The sequence below is a fragment of the Telluria sp. RB2R28 genome, from assembly GCF_059685835.1.
This window is the reverse complement of sequence record NZ_JCASIK010000003.1, coordinates 363,133-378,288: the sequence shown is the minus strand read 5'-3', so window position 1 is coordinate 378,288 and position 15,156 is coordinate 363,133. Positions and strand designations below refer to the sequence as shown.

Here is a 15,156-nt window from a genome sequence, read left to right as displayed (position 1 = left end):
TTTCCAGGCCGTGCGGGCACAATGACATCACGATGAACCACCTGATCCACGACAGCATTTTCAATAGCGCCGCGCGCACGCCCAACGCCGAGGCGCTGGTCTATGGCGAGGTGCGCTGTACCTATGCCGCGCTGGCGCTCCAGGTGCGCGCCGCTGCTGCCCTGTTCCTGGCCCACGGCCTGGGGCCGGGCGAGCGGGTGGCGGTGTACATGGAAAAGCGCATCGAGAACGTGGTCGCCATGTTCGGCGCGGCCGCCGCCGGCTGTGTGTTCGTGCCGGTCAATCCACTGCTCAAGCCGAATCAGGTGGCCTATATCCTGGCCGACTGCAATGTGCGGCTGCTCGTGACGACGCCGGAACGTCAGGCGCTGCTGGCGCCCGTGCTGGTTTCTTGCCCCGACCTGCGTATGCTGCTGCTGACCGGGGCGACGCCGTCGGGGACGTCAGCCGGGCAGGCCCCGGCGCTACCGGCGATTGTGGGCTGGCCACAGCTCGACGCGCTGGCGGGCACGCCAGTGCAGGGCCACCGCCGCATCGATACTGACATGGCGGCCATCCTGTACACGTCCGGCAGTACCGGCGAGCCCAAGGGCGTGGTGCTGTCGCACCGGAACATGGTAGCCGGCGCCGCCAGCGTGGCCGGCTACCTCGGCCTGGAGGCTTCGGACCGCCTGCTGGCCGTGCTGCCCATGAGTTTCGACTATGGCCTGTCCCAGCTCACCACCGCCTTCCTGCGCGGCGCAGCGGTGGTGCTGATGAACTACCTGTTCCCCAAGGATATCGTGGCCGCCGTGCGCGCCGAACGCATTACCGGCCTGGCTGCCGTCCCGCCGCTCTGGATCGCGCTGGCGCGCCTGGAGTGGCCAGCCGACTGCACCTTGCGCTTCATCACCAATTCCGGTGGCGCCATGCCGGTCGTGACCGTCGAGGCGCTCCAGCAGGCGCTGCCGCGCGCCGAGATATTCCTGATGTATGGCCTGACCGAGGCCTTCCGCTCGACCTACCTGCCGCCCGCCGAACTTGCGCGCCGTCCCGATTCGATCGGCCGTGCGATCCCCAACGCCGAAGTGCTGGTGGTGCGTCCCGACGGCACCCTGTGCGACGCCGACGAGCCGGGTGAGCTGGTGCACCGCGGCGCCCTGGTGTCGCTCGGCTACTGGAACGATCCTGCACGCACTGCCCAGCGCTTCCGCCCGGCGCCCGGCAAGGAGGTTGGCCTGCCGTTGCCCGAGCTGGCCGTGTGGTCGGGCGACACGGTACGGCGTGATGCCGACGGCTACCTGTACTTCATTGGCCGCAGCGACGAGCTGATCAAGGTGTCCGGCTACCGCATCAGCCCGACCGAAGTCGAGAGCGCGCTGTACGCGAGCGGCCTGGTGAGCGAGGTCGCGGTATTCGGCATCGACGACATGCAGCAAGGCCAGGCAATCGTGGCGGTGGCGGTGCCTGCTGCGGTGCAGGTCGATCGCGCCGGCCTGCTGGCCGAGTGCCGGCGCCGGCTGCCGGCATACATGGTGCCGGCCCATATCGTCCTGCGCGAGCAGGCATTGCCGCGCAACCCGAACGGCAAGATCGACCGCAATCTGCTGCGCCACACCTTCCAGTCCGGCGCCTGACGCCGGCATCCAACATCCCCCGCGACTTTCCATGACCAGCACGAAGCCCCAGCACGCTCCCCAGATCCATTTCCCGGTGGTCGACGACGTCCTTCAGGTGGGCGGCATTCCCCTGTCCAGATTGGCCGAGCGCGTCGGCCGTACGCCGTTTTATGCCATCGACCGGCGCGTTTGCAGCGCCCAGGTCGCCACACTGCGGGCGGTGCTGCCACCCGCGGTCGCGCTGCATTACTCGATCAAGGCCAATCCGATGCCGGCGCTGGTGCAGCACATGGCGGGCCTGGTCGATGGGCTGGACGTGGCCTCGGGTGGTGAACTCAGGACGGCGCTCGATACCGGCATCGACCCGGCCCGGATCAGCTTTGCCGGCCCGGCCAAGGTCGAGGGTGAATTGCGCCAGGCGATCGCCGCCGGCGTGTGCCTGAACATCGAATCGGGCAACGAGCTGGCCAATGCCGCCCGGATCGGCGACCTGCTTGGCATCACGCCGCGCGTGGCGCTGCGCATCAATCCCGAATTCGAACTGAAATCCTCGGGCATGCGCATGGGGGGCGGCGCCAAGCCGTTCGGCATCGATGCCGAGCAGGCCCCGCAGGTGCTGCAGCAGGCCGCGGCGCTGGGCCTGGATTTCCAGGGCTTCCACATTTATTGCGGTTCCCAGAGCCTGCGCCTTGATGCCGTCATCGATGCGCAGTCGCGCAGCATCGAACTGGCCCTGCGTCTGGCCGGCGACAGCCCGCTGACGGTGCGCCAGCTCAATATCGGCGGCGGCCTGGGGATCCCGTATTTTCCGGGCGAGGCGCGGATCGACCCGACGCCGCTGGGCGAGCACCTGGCCGGCTGGCTGCCACGCCTGGCGCAAGCGTTGCCAGAAGCGCGCCTGGCGCTTGAGCTTGGCCGCTACCTGGTGGGCGAGGCCGGGGTGTACGTTGCGCGCGTGATCGACCGCAAGGTCTCGCGCGGCGAGGTGTTTCTGGTCCTGGATGGCGGCATGCACCACCACCTGGCGGCCTCCGGCAACCTGGGCCAGGTCATCCGCAAGAATTATCCGGTGGCGATCGGTAACCGCATGGCGCCGGATGGCAGCCTGGCTTCGGCCACCGGTCCGCTGTGCACCCCGCTCGATATCCTGGCCGACCGCATGGAACTGGGCCATGCCCGGATCGGCGACCTGGTCGTCGTGTTCCAGTCGGGCGCCTACGGCGCCAGCGCCAGCCCGGCCATGTTCCTGGGCCATCCGCCGGCGCTGGAAGTGCTGGTGTGAGCGCCTAGCGCGGAAACGCCGAGCGCGCCTTGCGCTGCGCTGTGGCCGCCGCCTTGGCGCGGGCGCGTTCGCGGTACCGTTCGACCAGGCCGATCCGCATCGGCGGCGTATTGTCGGGCTGCGGATAGCGGATCAGCACCTTGTCGAGTACGACCAGGATCGTGATCACGTAGTAGATCAGATCGTAGTACGCCAGCGTCAGGAAGGCGCCAGCCGTCATGTAGCCGATCATGCTGACCTGGCACATGCGTGCCAGCATCGAGGCCCATCCCAGTTCCTCCTTGCCGCGGCAGAACCGTACGATTTTCGATCCGAGCCGCCAGCTGACTGCGAACAGGGTGAGGAACAACGCCAGTCCAAAGTAGCCGAGTTCGCCGAGTACCTGGAAATAGATGCTGTGGGCGTCGTAGTAGCGATCCGGATTCGGCGCGTACAGCATGAACATATGGGGCGAAAACACGTTTGGCCCCCCGCCTTGCGGAAAGGCGTTTGCCACATTAACGGCGAACATCCAGGAATTGATGCGCCCGGTGGCCGATTCGTCTTCCTCGTAGGTTTCGATCGTCTGCATGCGGCCTGTCCATTCCGGCGGCATGCTCAGCAGGACAATCGGCACCAGCACCGCGATGGCCAGGCCGGTCTTGAACTTCTGATTCGACTTGAGCCACAGGAAGAAGCCCATGGCGCAGGCGCCCAGCAGCGCGCCGCGCGAATACGAGCCGATCGCCGCCAGCGCAGTCAGCCCCGCGATCCCCATCACGCCGCGTTTGAGCCACTTGGAATCGACCTGGGTGATCAGGTAGGCGATCAACGGCGTGATGGTCACCAGCGCCAGCGCCAGCGTGTTGTTGTCGCCGATGAAGCTGCTGGACGGGCCCTTGAGGCCTTGACCACCGCCGCTCAGGAGCACGAAGATGCCGCTCTTGACGCCCCAGAAGCCGAGCGACAGCGCCACCGTCAGCGCCAGCAGCTTGACGTCACTGACGGTACGCACAGTCAGCATGGTCACGAAGATCATCAGCACGATCTTGCTGAACCGGTCCCAGTCGAACCAGGCCGCGGCCGGGTCCTGCGCCAGCACGGCGCCGATGGTGTACCAGGCAAAGAACAGCATCAGCACGATGACCGGCGGCGACATCGGGAGCTTCTTTTTCTCGCGCGATATCAACAGCGCCAGCAGCGTCGCGATGCACAGGTACATCGCGAACGGGAAGAAGGTCGCGGCGCCGTAGGTCAGCCGGTGCGGGTTCATCAGGCTGACCAGGGCGTAGGCCAGGGTGCCGACGACAGGCCGCTTGAAGATGAAGGGGATGATCGCCAGGAAAGCGGCAAACAGGATTAGATCACGCACGTTTCTGCAGTCTCTCGAAAAGGGCGACAACGCGGCGCGCATTGGCGCGCCAGGTCAGCTGCTGCTCGTCGATGGCGTCGCGCGCGCCTTGCGCCACGCGGGCGCGCAGCAGCGGATCGTCGCACAGGCGCTTGACCGCGCCGGCCAGGCCGCCTGGCGCATCCGGGTCGAACAGCACGGCGTTGTGGTCGGCGCGCAGGATCTCGCGGATATTCGGCTGGTCCGGGCCGACGATCGCCTTGCCCAGTGCCAGGTATTCGAACAGCTTCAATGGTGAAGCATACTTCACCACGGCCGGTTGCAGTGCAATGTCGAAGGCGGCCACGTAACGCGCCACGTCGTCGCGCCCGATGATGCCGGTGAACTGCACGCGGTGTCCGATGCCCAGGTCGCGCGCCTGCTGTTCGAGCGTGGCGCGCACGGGGCCGTCGCCGACGACCAGCAGGTGGCGCCGTGCATCCGGCGGATCCTGCGCAATCAGCTCGATCACCTTGTCCAGGCCATGCCAGTCGCGGACAAAACCGGTAAAGCCCAGCACCAGCACATCCTGCAGGCCCAGCGCGCGCTTGGCCTGTTCCACGTCGGGCGCACCGGCAAAGCGTTCGGGGTCGATGCCGTTCGGGATCACGTCGATGCGTTCCGGCGGCACGCCGTAGGCCTGCACGATATCGCCCAGCACGTGCGTGACCGGCAGCACCATGTCGGCGTTGCGCCACGCATAGGCCTGCGACCAGCGGCCCAGCTTCGTCAGTGCCAGGCCGTCGTAGCGGGTGCGCTCTTCCAGGATCGGGGCGTTCACTTCGAGCAGCATCGGCAGCTTGTACTTGCGCGCCAGCCAGATGCCCGCTGGCAGGAACAGGTTGTAGCGTTCATACAGCACATCCGGGCGGTGCTCCTTGACCGCCCTGGCCAGGCGCCGGTACGCGACCAGCGAATACGACAGCTCCATCAGTTCATAGAAGGTCTTGGGCAGGTGGCGCTTGAGCCAGGCGACCGGGCCGGCATCCGAGCCGAACGATTCGGTTTCGGCGCTGGGCGGGGCCACGATCACGACCTCATGGCCTTCGGCGCGCAGTGCGCGGATCATTTCTTCGATGTGGACGTACTGGCCGTCCTTGGAACGGGTACGGTGGTGATAAAGGATTTTCACGCGGCTTTTCTCGCCAAGATGGAGTGGAACAGGTCGATCTGGCCCTGGGTGGTCGGTTGCCAGCCGAAGTCTTCGGCGTAGCGGCGGGTGGCGCTGTGCGCCGGATAGTTGGCGCGCAACTGGCCCAGCGCCGCGACCAGGCCTTCGGGGGTGCGCTGCGGCATCAGGACGCCGGCGGCCGGCGCCGCCACCACTTCGGGCGTGCCCCACACATTGCTGGCCACCACCGGCGTGCCGCACGCCATGCTTTCGAGCAGCACATTGGCCCAGCCTTCGCGGCTCGACGCCAGCACCAGCGTGTCAGCGGCGTTGTAATACGTTTTCAGTTCGGTCTGCGGCACGCTGCCCAGCAGCTTGACACGGTCCTGCACGTTCAATTCACGCGCCAGACGCTCCAGATTGTTTTTTTCCGGGCCGATGCCGGCGATCAGGAGGTCGACGTCCGGCAACTGGGGCAGGGCGCGGATGATCAGGTCGTGCGCCTTGCGCGGATCGAGCAGGCCCACCGACAACAGCGTGAACCGCCCCGGCGCCAGGCCGACGGCGGCGCGCGCGGCGGCGCGGTCGATGGGTGCGAAGCGTTCCAGATCGACGCCGTTGCGCAGCGGGGTGATGTTGTCGGGCGCCACGCCCAGGCCGACCATCTCGTCCTTGAGCGCCTTGCACACGGTGATGATGCCGTCGGCGTCGCGCGCTGCGTCCAGGATCAGCTGGCGCGGCCGTGCGAACTGGGGGATCAGGTTGATGTCGGTGCCGCGCGCAGTGATCACCACCGGCTTGTTGAAGTACTTGCCAAGCATCACCGCTGCCACGCCGTCCGGATAGAAATAGTGGGCGTCGATGGCGTCGAAATCATAGCCGCTGTCGAGGATGCGGCCGATCTCCTTTTTGGCTGCATGCGCCAGCGTGTAGGGCGTGACGTTCATGCCCACGCGGGGCAGTACCAGGTAGCGCGGGTGCGTGACGTCGATGCCGTTGCGTGTCTCGCGCCGCGGTACCTTGGCAAGAGTGCCATAATGGCCAAAACGCTCTCCCTTGAGCGGGAACCATGGCACTGGCGCGACGACGCGTGACTCGACCTGCCCGCTGGCAATCAGGTAGCGCAATCGAGTTTCCACAAAGATACCGTGGTTCGGTTGCTGCGAATTGGGGTAAAGGGTGCTAAAAGTGAGTAACTTCATTGTGTCGTGCCGGGTGCTGATCGGTGCACCGCCGGATGGTTTGATCCGGGAGTGGAAGTGTTGTACTGCAATGTCGTGATTATGCGAAAAATTTTGCCAGAGGGCAGCACAATTAACGAGCAAACGCATAAATTTTTGACAACCATGATACTATAATTCAAGTTTTGCACGCATTTGTTACGTGTGGCAATTATTTTCCAATCTGTGGAAAAATAGCCTGGTTCGCCGTGCTGCTCTGCCCGGTTCTATTTTTCAGTTACTCGTTCCTCAATATAAATCATGAAGATCACCATCATTGGCACCGGCTACGTCGGGCTCGTTTCAGGCGCTTGCTTCGCCGATGTCGGCAACACTGTACTGTGTCTCGACGTCAACGAAGAAAAAATTGCAATGCTCAAGAACGGTGTCATTCCGATTCACGAGCCAGGCCTCGACAATATGGTCGAGCGCAACGCCAACGCAGGCCGCCTGCTGTTTTCGACCAGCTACGACGAAGCCGTAGCGCACGCTGACTGCGTGTTCCTGGCCGTGGGTACGCCGCCTGACGAAGACGGCAGCGCCGACCTGACCCACATCCTCGCCGCCGCCCGTTCGATCGGTCAGCGCATCGACAAGCCGGTGGTCGTGGTCGACAAGTCGACCGTGCCAGTTGGCACCGCCGACAAGGTCCGCGCCGCCATCCAGGGCGAGCTCGACAAGCGCGGCAGCACGCTGTCGTTCTCGGTGGTGAGCAACCCCGAATTCCTGAAAGAAGGCGCAGCGATCGACGACTTCATGCGGCCTGACCGCATCGTCGTTGGCAGCGACGACACCGTCGCGACCAAGCTGATGCGTCAGCTGTACGCACCATTCAGCCGCAACCACGAAAAGCTGGTCGAGATGGACGTGCGCAGCGCCGAGCTGACCAAGTACGCTGCCAACGCCATGCTGGCCACCCGCATCAGCTTCATGAACGAGCTGGCCAACCTGGCCGAAGTGCTGGGCGCCGACATCGAAGCCGTACGCCACGGCATGGGCCTCGATCCGCGCATCGGTTCGCAGTTCCTGTACGCCGGCATGGGCTACGGCGGTTCGTGCTTCCCGAAAGACGTGAAAGCGCTGGTCAAGACCGGTGGCGACCATGGCCAGGTGCTGCACATCCTGGAAGCGACCGAACTGGTCAACGACAACCAGAAAAACGTGCTGTTCAAGAAGCTCACGCGCTTCTACGGCGGCGTCGAAGGTCTCAAGGGCAAGACGATCGCCGTGTGGGGCCTGTCGTTCAAGCCGAACACCGATGACATGCGCGAAGCCCCAAGCCTGGTGCTGCTCAAGGAGCTGTTCGACGCCGGCTGCCACGTGCGCGCCTACGATCCGGTCGCCAGCAGCGAAGCGCTGCGCGTGCTGGAGCGCGAGCACGGTGCTGCACGCGTCGAATCCATGCTGACGATCGTCAGCTCGGCTGCCGCGGCAACCGAAGGCGCCGATGCGCTGGTCCTGGTCACCGAATGGAAAGAATTCCGCGCGCCGGACTTCGCTGGCCTGGCCACCATCCTGCGTGACAAGGCGATCTTCGATGGCCGTAACATCTACGATCCAGCCGTCGTCGCTGCCGCTGGCCTGGCGTACGAAGGGATTGGCCGCGTCAGCCGGACGGCTGCTTGATGACACCCCAGCGGATCCTGGTCACGGGTGCTGCCGGCTTCGTCGGCAGCTTCGTGGCCGCGCGTCTGGCGGCCATGGGCCATCAGGTGACCGGCTGCGACAACTTCAACGATTATTACGATCCGCGCCTCAAGCATGACCGGGTGCGCGCACTGCTCGTACCCGCCGGCGTTGCCTGCCACACGGTCGAACTGAGCGATGCAGCGCAAGTTGCCGCACTGTTCGAGCGCGAACGGCCGCAACTGGTGGTGCACCTGGCCGCGCAAGCCGGCGTGCGCTACTCGATCGACAATCCGTCCGTGTATATCCAGTCGAACCTGGTGGGCTTCGGGAATATCCTCGAAGCGTGCCGCCACGGCGCCATCGAGCACTTGTTGTACGCCAGCAGCAGCAGCGTGTACGGCAACAATGCCAAGGTGCCCTTCAGCGAGGATGACCAGGTCGATGCGCCCGTGTCGCTGTACGCCGCCACCAAGAAGTCCAATGAATTGATGGCGCACTCGTACAGCCACCTGTTCAGGTTGCCGGCCACCGGCCTGCGCTTCTTCACGGTCTACGGACCGTGGGGCCGGCCCGACATGGCGTATTTCAGCTTTGCCGAGAAGATGATGCGCGGCGCCACGATCCCCGTGTTCGCCGAAGGCCTGCTCACACGCGACTTCACCTATATCGACGACATCGTCGAAGGGGTGGTGCGCCTGCTGTTCAAGCCAACGCCGGCCACGGCCACGAGCGCGCCGCATACGGTGTTCAACATCGGTAACCACAATCCGGTGCAGGTGCTCGAGTTCATTCGCACGCTCGAGTCCGTGATGGGTGTCGAAGCGCGCAAGGAATTCCTGCCAATGCAGCCGGGCGACGTGCCGGCCACGCATGCATCGATTGCCAAGCTCAAGGCCTGGGTCGACTTCGCGCCGACCACGCCGCTGGCCACGGGCCTGGCCAGTTTCTGGACCTGGTACCGTGACTGGGCGCCGACGCGCGCATGAATGAAAAGGCCGGTTGCAACCGGCCTTTTTTTTGTGCAGTCAACGTTAAACAGGGCCGAGCACTGGCCTTATGGGCGGTTGGCGCTCACCCGCAAGAAGGTCTCGAACATCAATACCGACCATAACGGCGCGCTGTAATCCTTGCTGCCGGCGATGTGCTGGTCCACCATCTCGCGCAAGAATTTTTCGTTGAACATGCCCGTGTCGAGCAGCAGCGGCGACAGCGCCGCGGCGCGCAGCTTCTCGCGCAGCGGGCCACGCAGCCAGGCCGCCAGCGGAATCGAAAACCCCTTCTTGGCGCGGTACAGGACGTCGTGCGACAGGTAGGGTTCAAGCGCTTTCTTGAAGATGTACTTGCCTTCGCCACCGCCGAGCTTGATGTCCGGCGGCAGGCCGGAGGCCCATTCCACGAACGTGTGGTCCAGCAGCGGCACGCGTACTTCGAGCGAGTGCGCCATCGCCGCGCGGTCGACCTTGGTCAGGATGTCGCCTGGCAGCCAGGTCTTGAAGTCGAGGTACTGGATCAGCGACAGCGGGTCGTCCGTCGGCGATTTTGCAGCGTGGCCGAGGAACACCTCGATCGCGCTGTAGCCCTGCAGCTCGCGCTTGAACGAATCCGAGAACAGCTGCGCCCGCACGCGGTCGGGCATGATCGACACGCCGTGGAAGTAACCCTCGACCGTGTCGCGTGCCAGTGCCTCGAACGTGGTCTTGGCGCGGAACATGCGCGGCGCCCAGTCGGCCTTCGGATACAGTTTGCCCAGCGTGCCGAACACCGGTTTACGCAGGCTGGCCGGCACCTTGTCGCGCACGCGCTGCTCGGCCATTGCATAGCGGTAGCGGCGGTAGCCGGCAAAGCTCTCGTCGCCGCCATCGCCCGACAGCGACACCGTCACGTGCTTGCGCGCCAGCTGGCAGACGCGGTAGGTCGGGATCGCCGAGCTGTCGGCAAACGGCTCGTCGTACAGGTGGCCCAGCGTGTCGATGAGGCCGTAGTCGTCCTTGTCGACGATCTGCGCGTGGTGGGTCGTGCCGTAGCGCGTGGCCACCTCGCTGGCGAACTTCGACTCGTCGTACTCCGGATCGTCAAAGCCGATCGAGAGCGTGGTCACGGGATCGGGATTATTCTGCGCCATCATCGCCACCACGGCGCTCGAATCGACGCCGCCCGACAGGAACGCGCCCAGCGGCACGTCGGCCACGGTCTGGCTCTGCACGCATTCGCGCACGCGCTCGATCAGCTCCTGCTCGATCTCCTGCATCGGCCGCTGCGGTGCGCGCTTGAACGGCACGTCCCAGTACTGCTCGGGCGTGACCTCGCGCGCGCCGGCCTTGATCACGATGCGGTGGCCGGGCGCCAGCTTGTACGCGTTGTGGAAAATGGTGTGCGGCTCCGGCACGTAGCCGAACGCAAAGTAGTCCTCGACCGCGCGCGGATTGAGTTTGCGCGATAGCTCCGGGTGGGTCATGATGGATTTCAGCTCGGAGCCGAACACGAACAGGCCATTGGGCAGCAGCGAGTAGAACATCGGCTTGACGCCGACATGATCGCGCGCCAGGAACATCGTCTGCTTCTTGCGGTCCCAGATCGCGAACGCGAACATGCCGCGCAGGCGGTGCACGCAGTCCGGGCCCCAGGCCTGGTAGGCGTGCAGCAGCGATTCCGAATCCGACTTGGTGCGAAACACGAAGCCCAGCGCCTGCAGTTCGACGCGCAGCTCGCGGTAGTTGTAGATTTCGCCGTTGAACACCATCACCACGTCGCGCTCGGCGTTGACGATCGGCTGCTGGCCGCTGGCCAGGTCGATCACGGACAGGCGGCGGTGGCCCATGCCCATGCTCGGTTCCAGATACAGCTCGCCCTCGTCGGGGCCGCGGTGGTGCTGGCTTTCGTTCATGCGGCCCAACGCCGCGCGGTCGATCTCCCGGTTGCCGAGGGTATCAAAAATGCCGACTATTCCGCACATGCTGTCTGGTTCCGCTGAAGTTAAGAGTTGACGATGGGGCGCAGCCGCGCCGGCGCCTTGCGCGCACACAGGCCGTCGTACAGCGCGGTGTACGCGCCGAGCATGGCGGCCATGCTGTACTTGTCTTCGATGCGCGCGCGCGCAGCTGCGCCGTGGCGTGCCCGCAGGGCCGGGTCCTGGACGTAGCGCGCAAGCGCCCCGGCCAGCGCGTCGACCTCCACCGGCACCAAGATACCATGCACGTCATCGACGACGACTTCGGGGATCCCGCCCACGCGCGAACACACCGACGGCAGGCCGCAGGCCATTGCTTCGAGCAGCGACACGGGCGTGCCTTCGGCCAGCGAGGGCAGGGCGAAGATGGTAAAGCCATGCAGCAGGTCGGCCACGTCGGCGCGCGCACCGGGCAGCCACACGACATCCTGCAGGCCAGCTTGCGCGACCTGCGCCTGGATCTTGCCGAACAACGGGCCGTCGCCGACGATCGACAGGCGCAGCCGGTCGCGCAGCGCAGGCAGGCGCTCGCGCAGCAGCGCGAAAGCAGCCACCAGGCTGGCGTGGTTCTTGACGTCCTGCACCCGTGCAACGGCGCCGATGACGATGTCGCCGGCGCCCCACGGCGCGGCCGTCACCGCTTGCGCGCGGGGGGCGTAGCGGTCGGTATCGACGCCATTCTTGATCAGGTGGTTCTTGGCCGCGGGGATGCCCACGACCTCGGCAAACCAGCGCTGCAGGTCGTCCGACACCGGCACATAGCGGTCGATGAACGGCGCGAGATGGCGGCGCAAAAAGTTGTGCTTGGGGTTCAGGCCGTGCGGATCGGACGCGTCGCGGCCATGCTCGGCGTGGATGCGCACCGGCACGCCGGCAGCGGCGGCCGTGAAGCAGTACTCCATCGCCGACAGGTTGTAGGTGTGCAGGATCGTCGGCCGCAGGCGCCGCATCAGCTTCCAGAAGTCGACGTGCACGCGCAACCCGTTCCCGGGCGGCTTGTTCAGCGCATACAGTTCGACGCCCGGTTGCGTGATCTTGTCCGCGAACGCGCTGTAGCGGGTCAGGCAGACCACCGCATGCCGGTATTTTTCGGCCGGCATGCGGTTGATGCAGTCGACCAGCAGCGTTTCCAGCCCGCCGACATCGAGCGAATACACCAGGTGCACGACGAGCGGCCGCTGGGCGTTCAACACCGCCAGATCGCTGTGCATGGTCCGTGCGTCCCCGTTCAATGCGTGCGCGCGTGCTCGATGGCACGCTCGATCGCCTGGCCCTGGACCGTCATGAAGGCGCGCAGTGCAGCGCGCGCAGCGTCGGGGTTGTCGCCCACCGGCGCCGACAGCAGCACGACGGCGCCATCGTCGCCGCGGAAGCGCAGCTTGGCCTGGGCCTGCAGCAGCTTGCCGATGTAGTTGTTCGAGGTCAGGTGGCCGTCGATCGACATCCATTGCCACACCAGGAACTGGCCACCCGGACCGGTCATCCGCGTTTCGCGCAGCGTGACCGGCTTGCCGTCGATCGTTTCGCTGCGCGCCGAGCCGCCCAGCGCATGCCAGGCATCGTCAGAGGTCGCCAGCGTATTGACGGAGCTGATCAGGGCCTTGCCGTTGCGCTGATTGCGGTAGTACATGATGTCGAGCGAGACCGGCGCCGCAGCGTCGGGGTTGCGGAAGGTCGCGCGGTACGCGGCATCCGGGGCGACCCAGCGTGGCGTCCAGCCAGTAAATGGCGCCACCTGCGGCCAGCCGACCGCCACGTTCGTCAGCTCTACCTGCTGGGGATTGAGATTGGCCGCATCGTTGTAGCGGGCAAAGCCCGGCCACAGCGCGGCAAAGGCCACCACGGCGGCGCACATCGCCGCCATGCGGGCCGTGCTGACCGGCGGCACGCCATCGCGGCGGGTACGCGCCGCCACCGGCAATTCTGCCGCCGGCAGCGGATCGTCGTCGCGCCAGAAGCTGCCGATCCAGAACATCAGCAGCATGACAAGGCCGAAGAAGACCCAGCCATAGATCAGGTGGTCGACGCCGGTGGCCAGTTCCATGCCCGACAGGTGGCCGATCATCACGATCATGTAGGCGCGCAAGCCGTTGGCAATGATGGGCACGATGATCGACACGAGCACAAAGAGTAAACGCTTTTTTGTCGACTGGTAGGTCAGGTAGGCATACAGGCAGCCCAGCGTGACCGACGAAATCAGGTAGCGCACACCGCTGCAGGCTTCCACCACCGACCATGAGCCGGTCGGCAGTTCGAAGCGGGTGCCGTTGCGCAGCACCGGGATGCCGGTGGCCTGCACGGCCCACACGGTGAAGTCGGCGGTCAGGTTGATCAGCGGGGCGACAAACACTTCGCCGAACGGCACTGCCAGCAGCAGAAACAGGAGCGGAAACGCGAGCGCGCCGGCCAGGCGCGGCCCGAGCATGGCCAGCGCCACGATCGGGAACATCGCGACAAACGCGTACTGCATCACGACCTGGACTTCGCCCATGCGCGCCAGCAGCCAGCCGGCTCCCAGCACTGCCAGCAGGAGCAGCGCGGGCGCCCACGGGCGCGCGGGGATCGCGTCGAACACGTCGCGCCGGCGCCAGATCAGCCACAGGCTGATCGGCAGGATGGCGTAACCGTGGGCGAAGGTTTCCGAGCTGTTCCAGATTGCGACCAGCGATTCGGCGGTGCCCAGGTACAGGAAGAAGGGCGCGAGCAGCGCCAGCGCGATCAGCATGGCGCTCGAGCGTGCCAATGGAGTCGGAGCGGCGTCCAGATTGGCGCCGGCAATGCCGGATGGGGGTGTCACGTGCATTCCAGTCGCTCCTCGATGCAGGCCAGGTTGCTTGGCCAACTATAGTGATGTTCGACGCGCGCGCGTGCGGCGCGGCCCATGCTTGCGTTCTGCTGGTGCTGGCGCGCCAGCAGCGCGCCCACGGTTTCGATCCAGGCTGGCGCGCCGTCGGCCACCGCCAGCTCGCTGCCCGGGGCGGCATCGATGCCTTCGAGCGCCTGCGGCGAGACCACCGTCGGCGTGGCCATGGCCATCGCTTCCAGCACCTTGTTCTGGATGCCGCGCGCGATGCGCAGCGGCGCCACCGCCACGCAGCCGTGGCGGATATACGGGCGCACGTCGGGTACGGTGCCGGTTACGGTCACACCCGGCAAGGCGCCGAGCGCCTGCACCTGGGCATTCGGGCGCGAGCCGACGATGTAGAAGGCCAGCGCCGGATCCTGCGCGCGCAGGGCAGGAAAGACTTCGTCGCAGAACCACTGCACCGCGTCGACGTTCGGCCAGTAATCCATCGCGCCAGTAAACACCAGGGCGCGTTCGCCCGCGGCGTACGGGCTGGCAAAGGCGTGCTCGGGCGAGAAGTACTCGGTATCGACGCCGTTGCTGAAGTGGCCGATGCGCGCGACGCTTTCCGGTGCCAGCTTGCGGAACAAATCTGCCTCGGGCGCAGAGACGAACAGCGACGCGTCGTACTGGCTGGCGACCTGGCGTTCGTAGCGCAGCAACTGGCGCGCTTCGTGCCGGTACAGCCAGCTCATGGGCGGCGACTTCTTCTCGGCATACTGGCGCCACTTGTCCGAATCGACATCGCAAAAGTCGATCACGCGGCGCGCACCGCCCAGCTTGTCGGCGTATTGCGCCATGGGCGACGAAAACACCATCACGCGCTTGATATCGTGCGCGGCGACGGCCTGGTCGACCCAGCGCGCCATGCCGGCATCCTGGTAGTAGTCGAGCGACAGCGAGCGGTTTTTTACGAGCGCGCCCAGGCTGCGCACGCGGGCGCGCAAGGGGTTGAGGGGCGCGAAATGGCTGCTGGCGCACAGCGCCTCCACCGCCGGCACGTGCTGCCAGTCGTCGGCATCGTCGACGAACGTGGCCAGGTGCACGCGGTAGTCGCGCGCCAGGTGCTTGAGCAGGTGGTAGGAGCGGATCTTGTCGCCCTTGTTGGGCGGGTACGGGATGCGGTGAATCAGCAGCAGCAGGTCTTGCACGTTG

At 65.7% G+C, this 15,156-nt stretch carries 11 protein-coding genes; 4 read left to right on the top strand and 7 right to left on the bottom strand.

The genetic code is table 11. The features are described 5' to 3' along the window. Window positions 1–32: 32 nt before the first annotated feature. Both AC56LV_RS13960 and AC56LV_RS13955 read left to right on the top strand, forming a co-directional pair. On the top strand, window positions 33–1,616 hold the full coding sequence (locus AC56LV_RS13960) for an acyl-CoA ligase (AMP-forming), exosortase A system-associated (RefSeq protein WP_499558459.1): 1,584 nt from the start codon (window positions 33–35) through the stop codon (window positions 1,614–1,616). Window positions 1,617–1,647: 31 nt separating this feature from the next. Continuing rightward, a complete protein-coding gene (locus AC56LV_RS13955; RefSeq protein WP_499558457.1) occupies window positions 1,648–2,880 on the top strand; it encodes a pyridoxal-dependent decarboxylase, exosortase A system-associated in 1,233 nt (410 codons plus the stop codon). A 4-nt stretch (window positions 2,881–2,884) separates the two neighbouring features. Here AC56LV_RS13955 and AC56LV_RS13950 read toward each other — a convergent pair whose 3' ends face one another. Genes AC56LV_RS13950 through AC56LV_RS13940 form a run of 3 tightly spaced genes read right to left on the bottom strand, consistent with a single transcriptional unit; the run spans window position 2,885 to window position 6,562 of the window. After that, complete coding sequence (locus AC56LV_RS13950; protein WP_499558455.1) at window positions 2,885–4,231, bottom strand: putative O-glycosylation ligase, exosortase A system-associated; 1,347 nt, start codon at window positions 4,229–4,231, stop codon at window positions 2,885–2,887. Beyond that, a complete protein-coding gene (locus AC56LV_RS13945) occupies window positions 4,224–5,381 on the bottom strand; it encodes a glycosyltransferase family 4 protein (protein WP_499558453.1) in 1,158 nt (385 codons plus the stop codon). The genes AC56LV_RS13950 and AC56LV_RS13945 overlap by 8 nt, the downstream gene beginning before the upstream one ends. Continuing rightward, window positions 5,378–6,562, bottom strand: a complete 1,185-nt coding sequence (locus tag AC56LV_RS13940; protein WP_499558451.1) for a glycosyltransferase family 4 protein — start codon at window positions 6,560–6,562, stop codon at window positions 5,378–5,380. The genes AC56LV_RS13945 and AC56LV_RS13940 overlap by 4 nt, the downstream gene beginning before the upstream one ends. A gap of 279 nt (window positions 6,563–6,841) precedes the next feature. Between AC56LV_RS13940 and AC56LV_RS13935 the strand changes: the two genes are divergently transcribed. Both AC56LV_RS13935 and AC56LV_RS13930 read left to right on the top strand, forming a co-directional pair. Beyond that, a complete protein-coding gene (locus AC56LV_RS13935) occupies window positions 6,842–8,206 on the top strand; it encodes a UDP-glucose dehydrogenase family protein (RefSeq protein ID WP_499558449.1) in 1,365 nt (454 codons plus the stop codon). Next, window positions 8,206–9,195: an NAD-dependent epimerase/dehydratase family protein gene (locus tag AC56LV_RS13930; RefSeq protein WP_499558900.1), complete on the top strand. Its 990-nt coding sequence runs from the start codon at window positions 8,206–8,208 to the stop codon at window positions 9,193–9,195. Before AC56LV_RS13935 ends, AC56LV_RS13930 begins: the two co-directional genes overlap by 1 nt. 68 nt (window positions 9,196–9,263) lie before the next feature. On the opposite strand, the gene AC56LV_RS13925 is transcribed toward AC56LV_RS13930, so the two are convergent. From AC56LV_RS13925 to AC56LV_RS13910, 4 genes are read right to left on the bottom strand one after another with little or no spacing between them, the layout of a single operon-like run. After that, complete coding sequence (locus AC56LV_RS13925; protein ID WP_499558447.1) at window positions 9,264–11,162, bottom strand: XrtA/PEP-CTERM system amidotransferase; 1,899 nt, start codon at window positions 11,160–11,162, stop codon at window positions 9,264–9,266. A 20-nt stretch (window positions 11,163–11,182) separates the two neighbouring features. Further along, entirely contained in the window at window positions 11,183–12,367 is a 1,185-nt protein-coding gene (locus AC56LV_RS13920) for a TIGR03088 family PEP-CTERM/XrtA system glycosyltransferase (RefSeq protein ID WP_499558445.1), read from the bottom strand. A gap of 17 nt (window positions 12,368–12,384) precedes the next feature. Beyond that, window positions 12,385–13,959 (bottom strand): exosortase A, encoded by a 1,575-nt coding sequence (xrtA, locus tag AC56LV_RS13915; protein ID WP_499558443.1) that lies wholly within the window; start codon window positions 13,957–13,959, stop codon window positions 12,385–12,387. Continuing rightward, window positions 13,950–15,152, bottom strand: coding sequence for a TIGR03087 family PEP-CTERM/XrtA system glycosyltransferase (locus AC56LV_RS13910; RefSeq protein WP_499558442.1), 1,203 nt, complete (start codon window positions 15,150–15,152; stop codon window positions 13,950–13,952). The genes xrtA and AC56LV_RS13910 overlap by 10 nt, the downstream gene beginning before the upstream one ends. Between the last annotated feature and the right edge of the window lie 4 nt (window positions 15,153–15,156).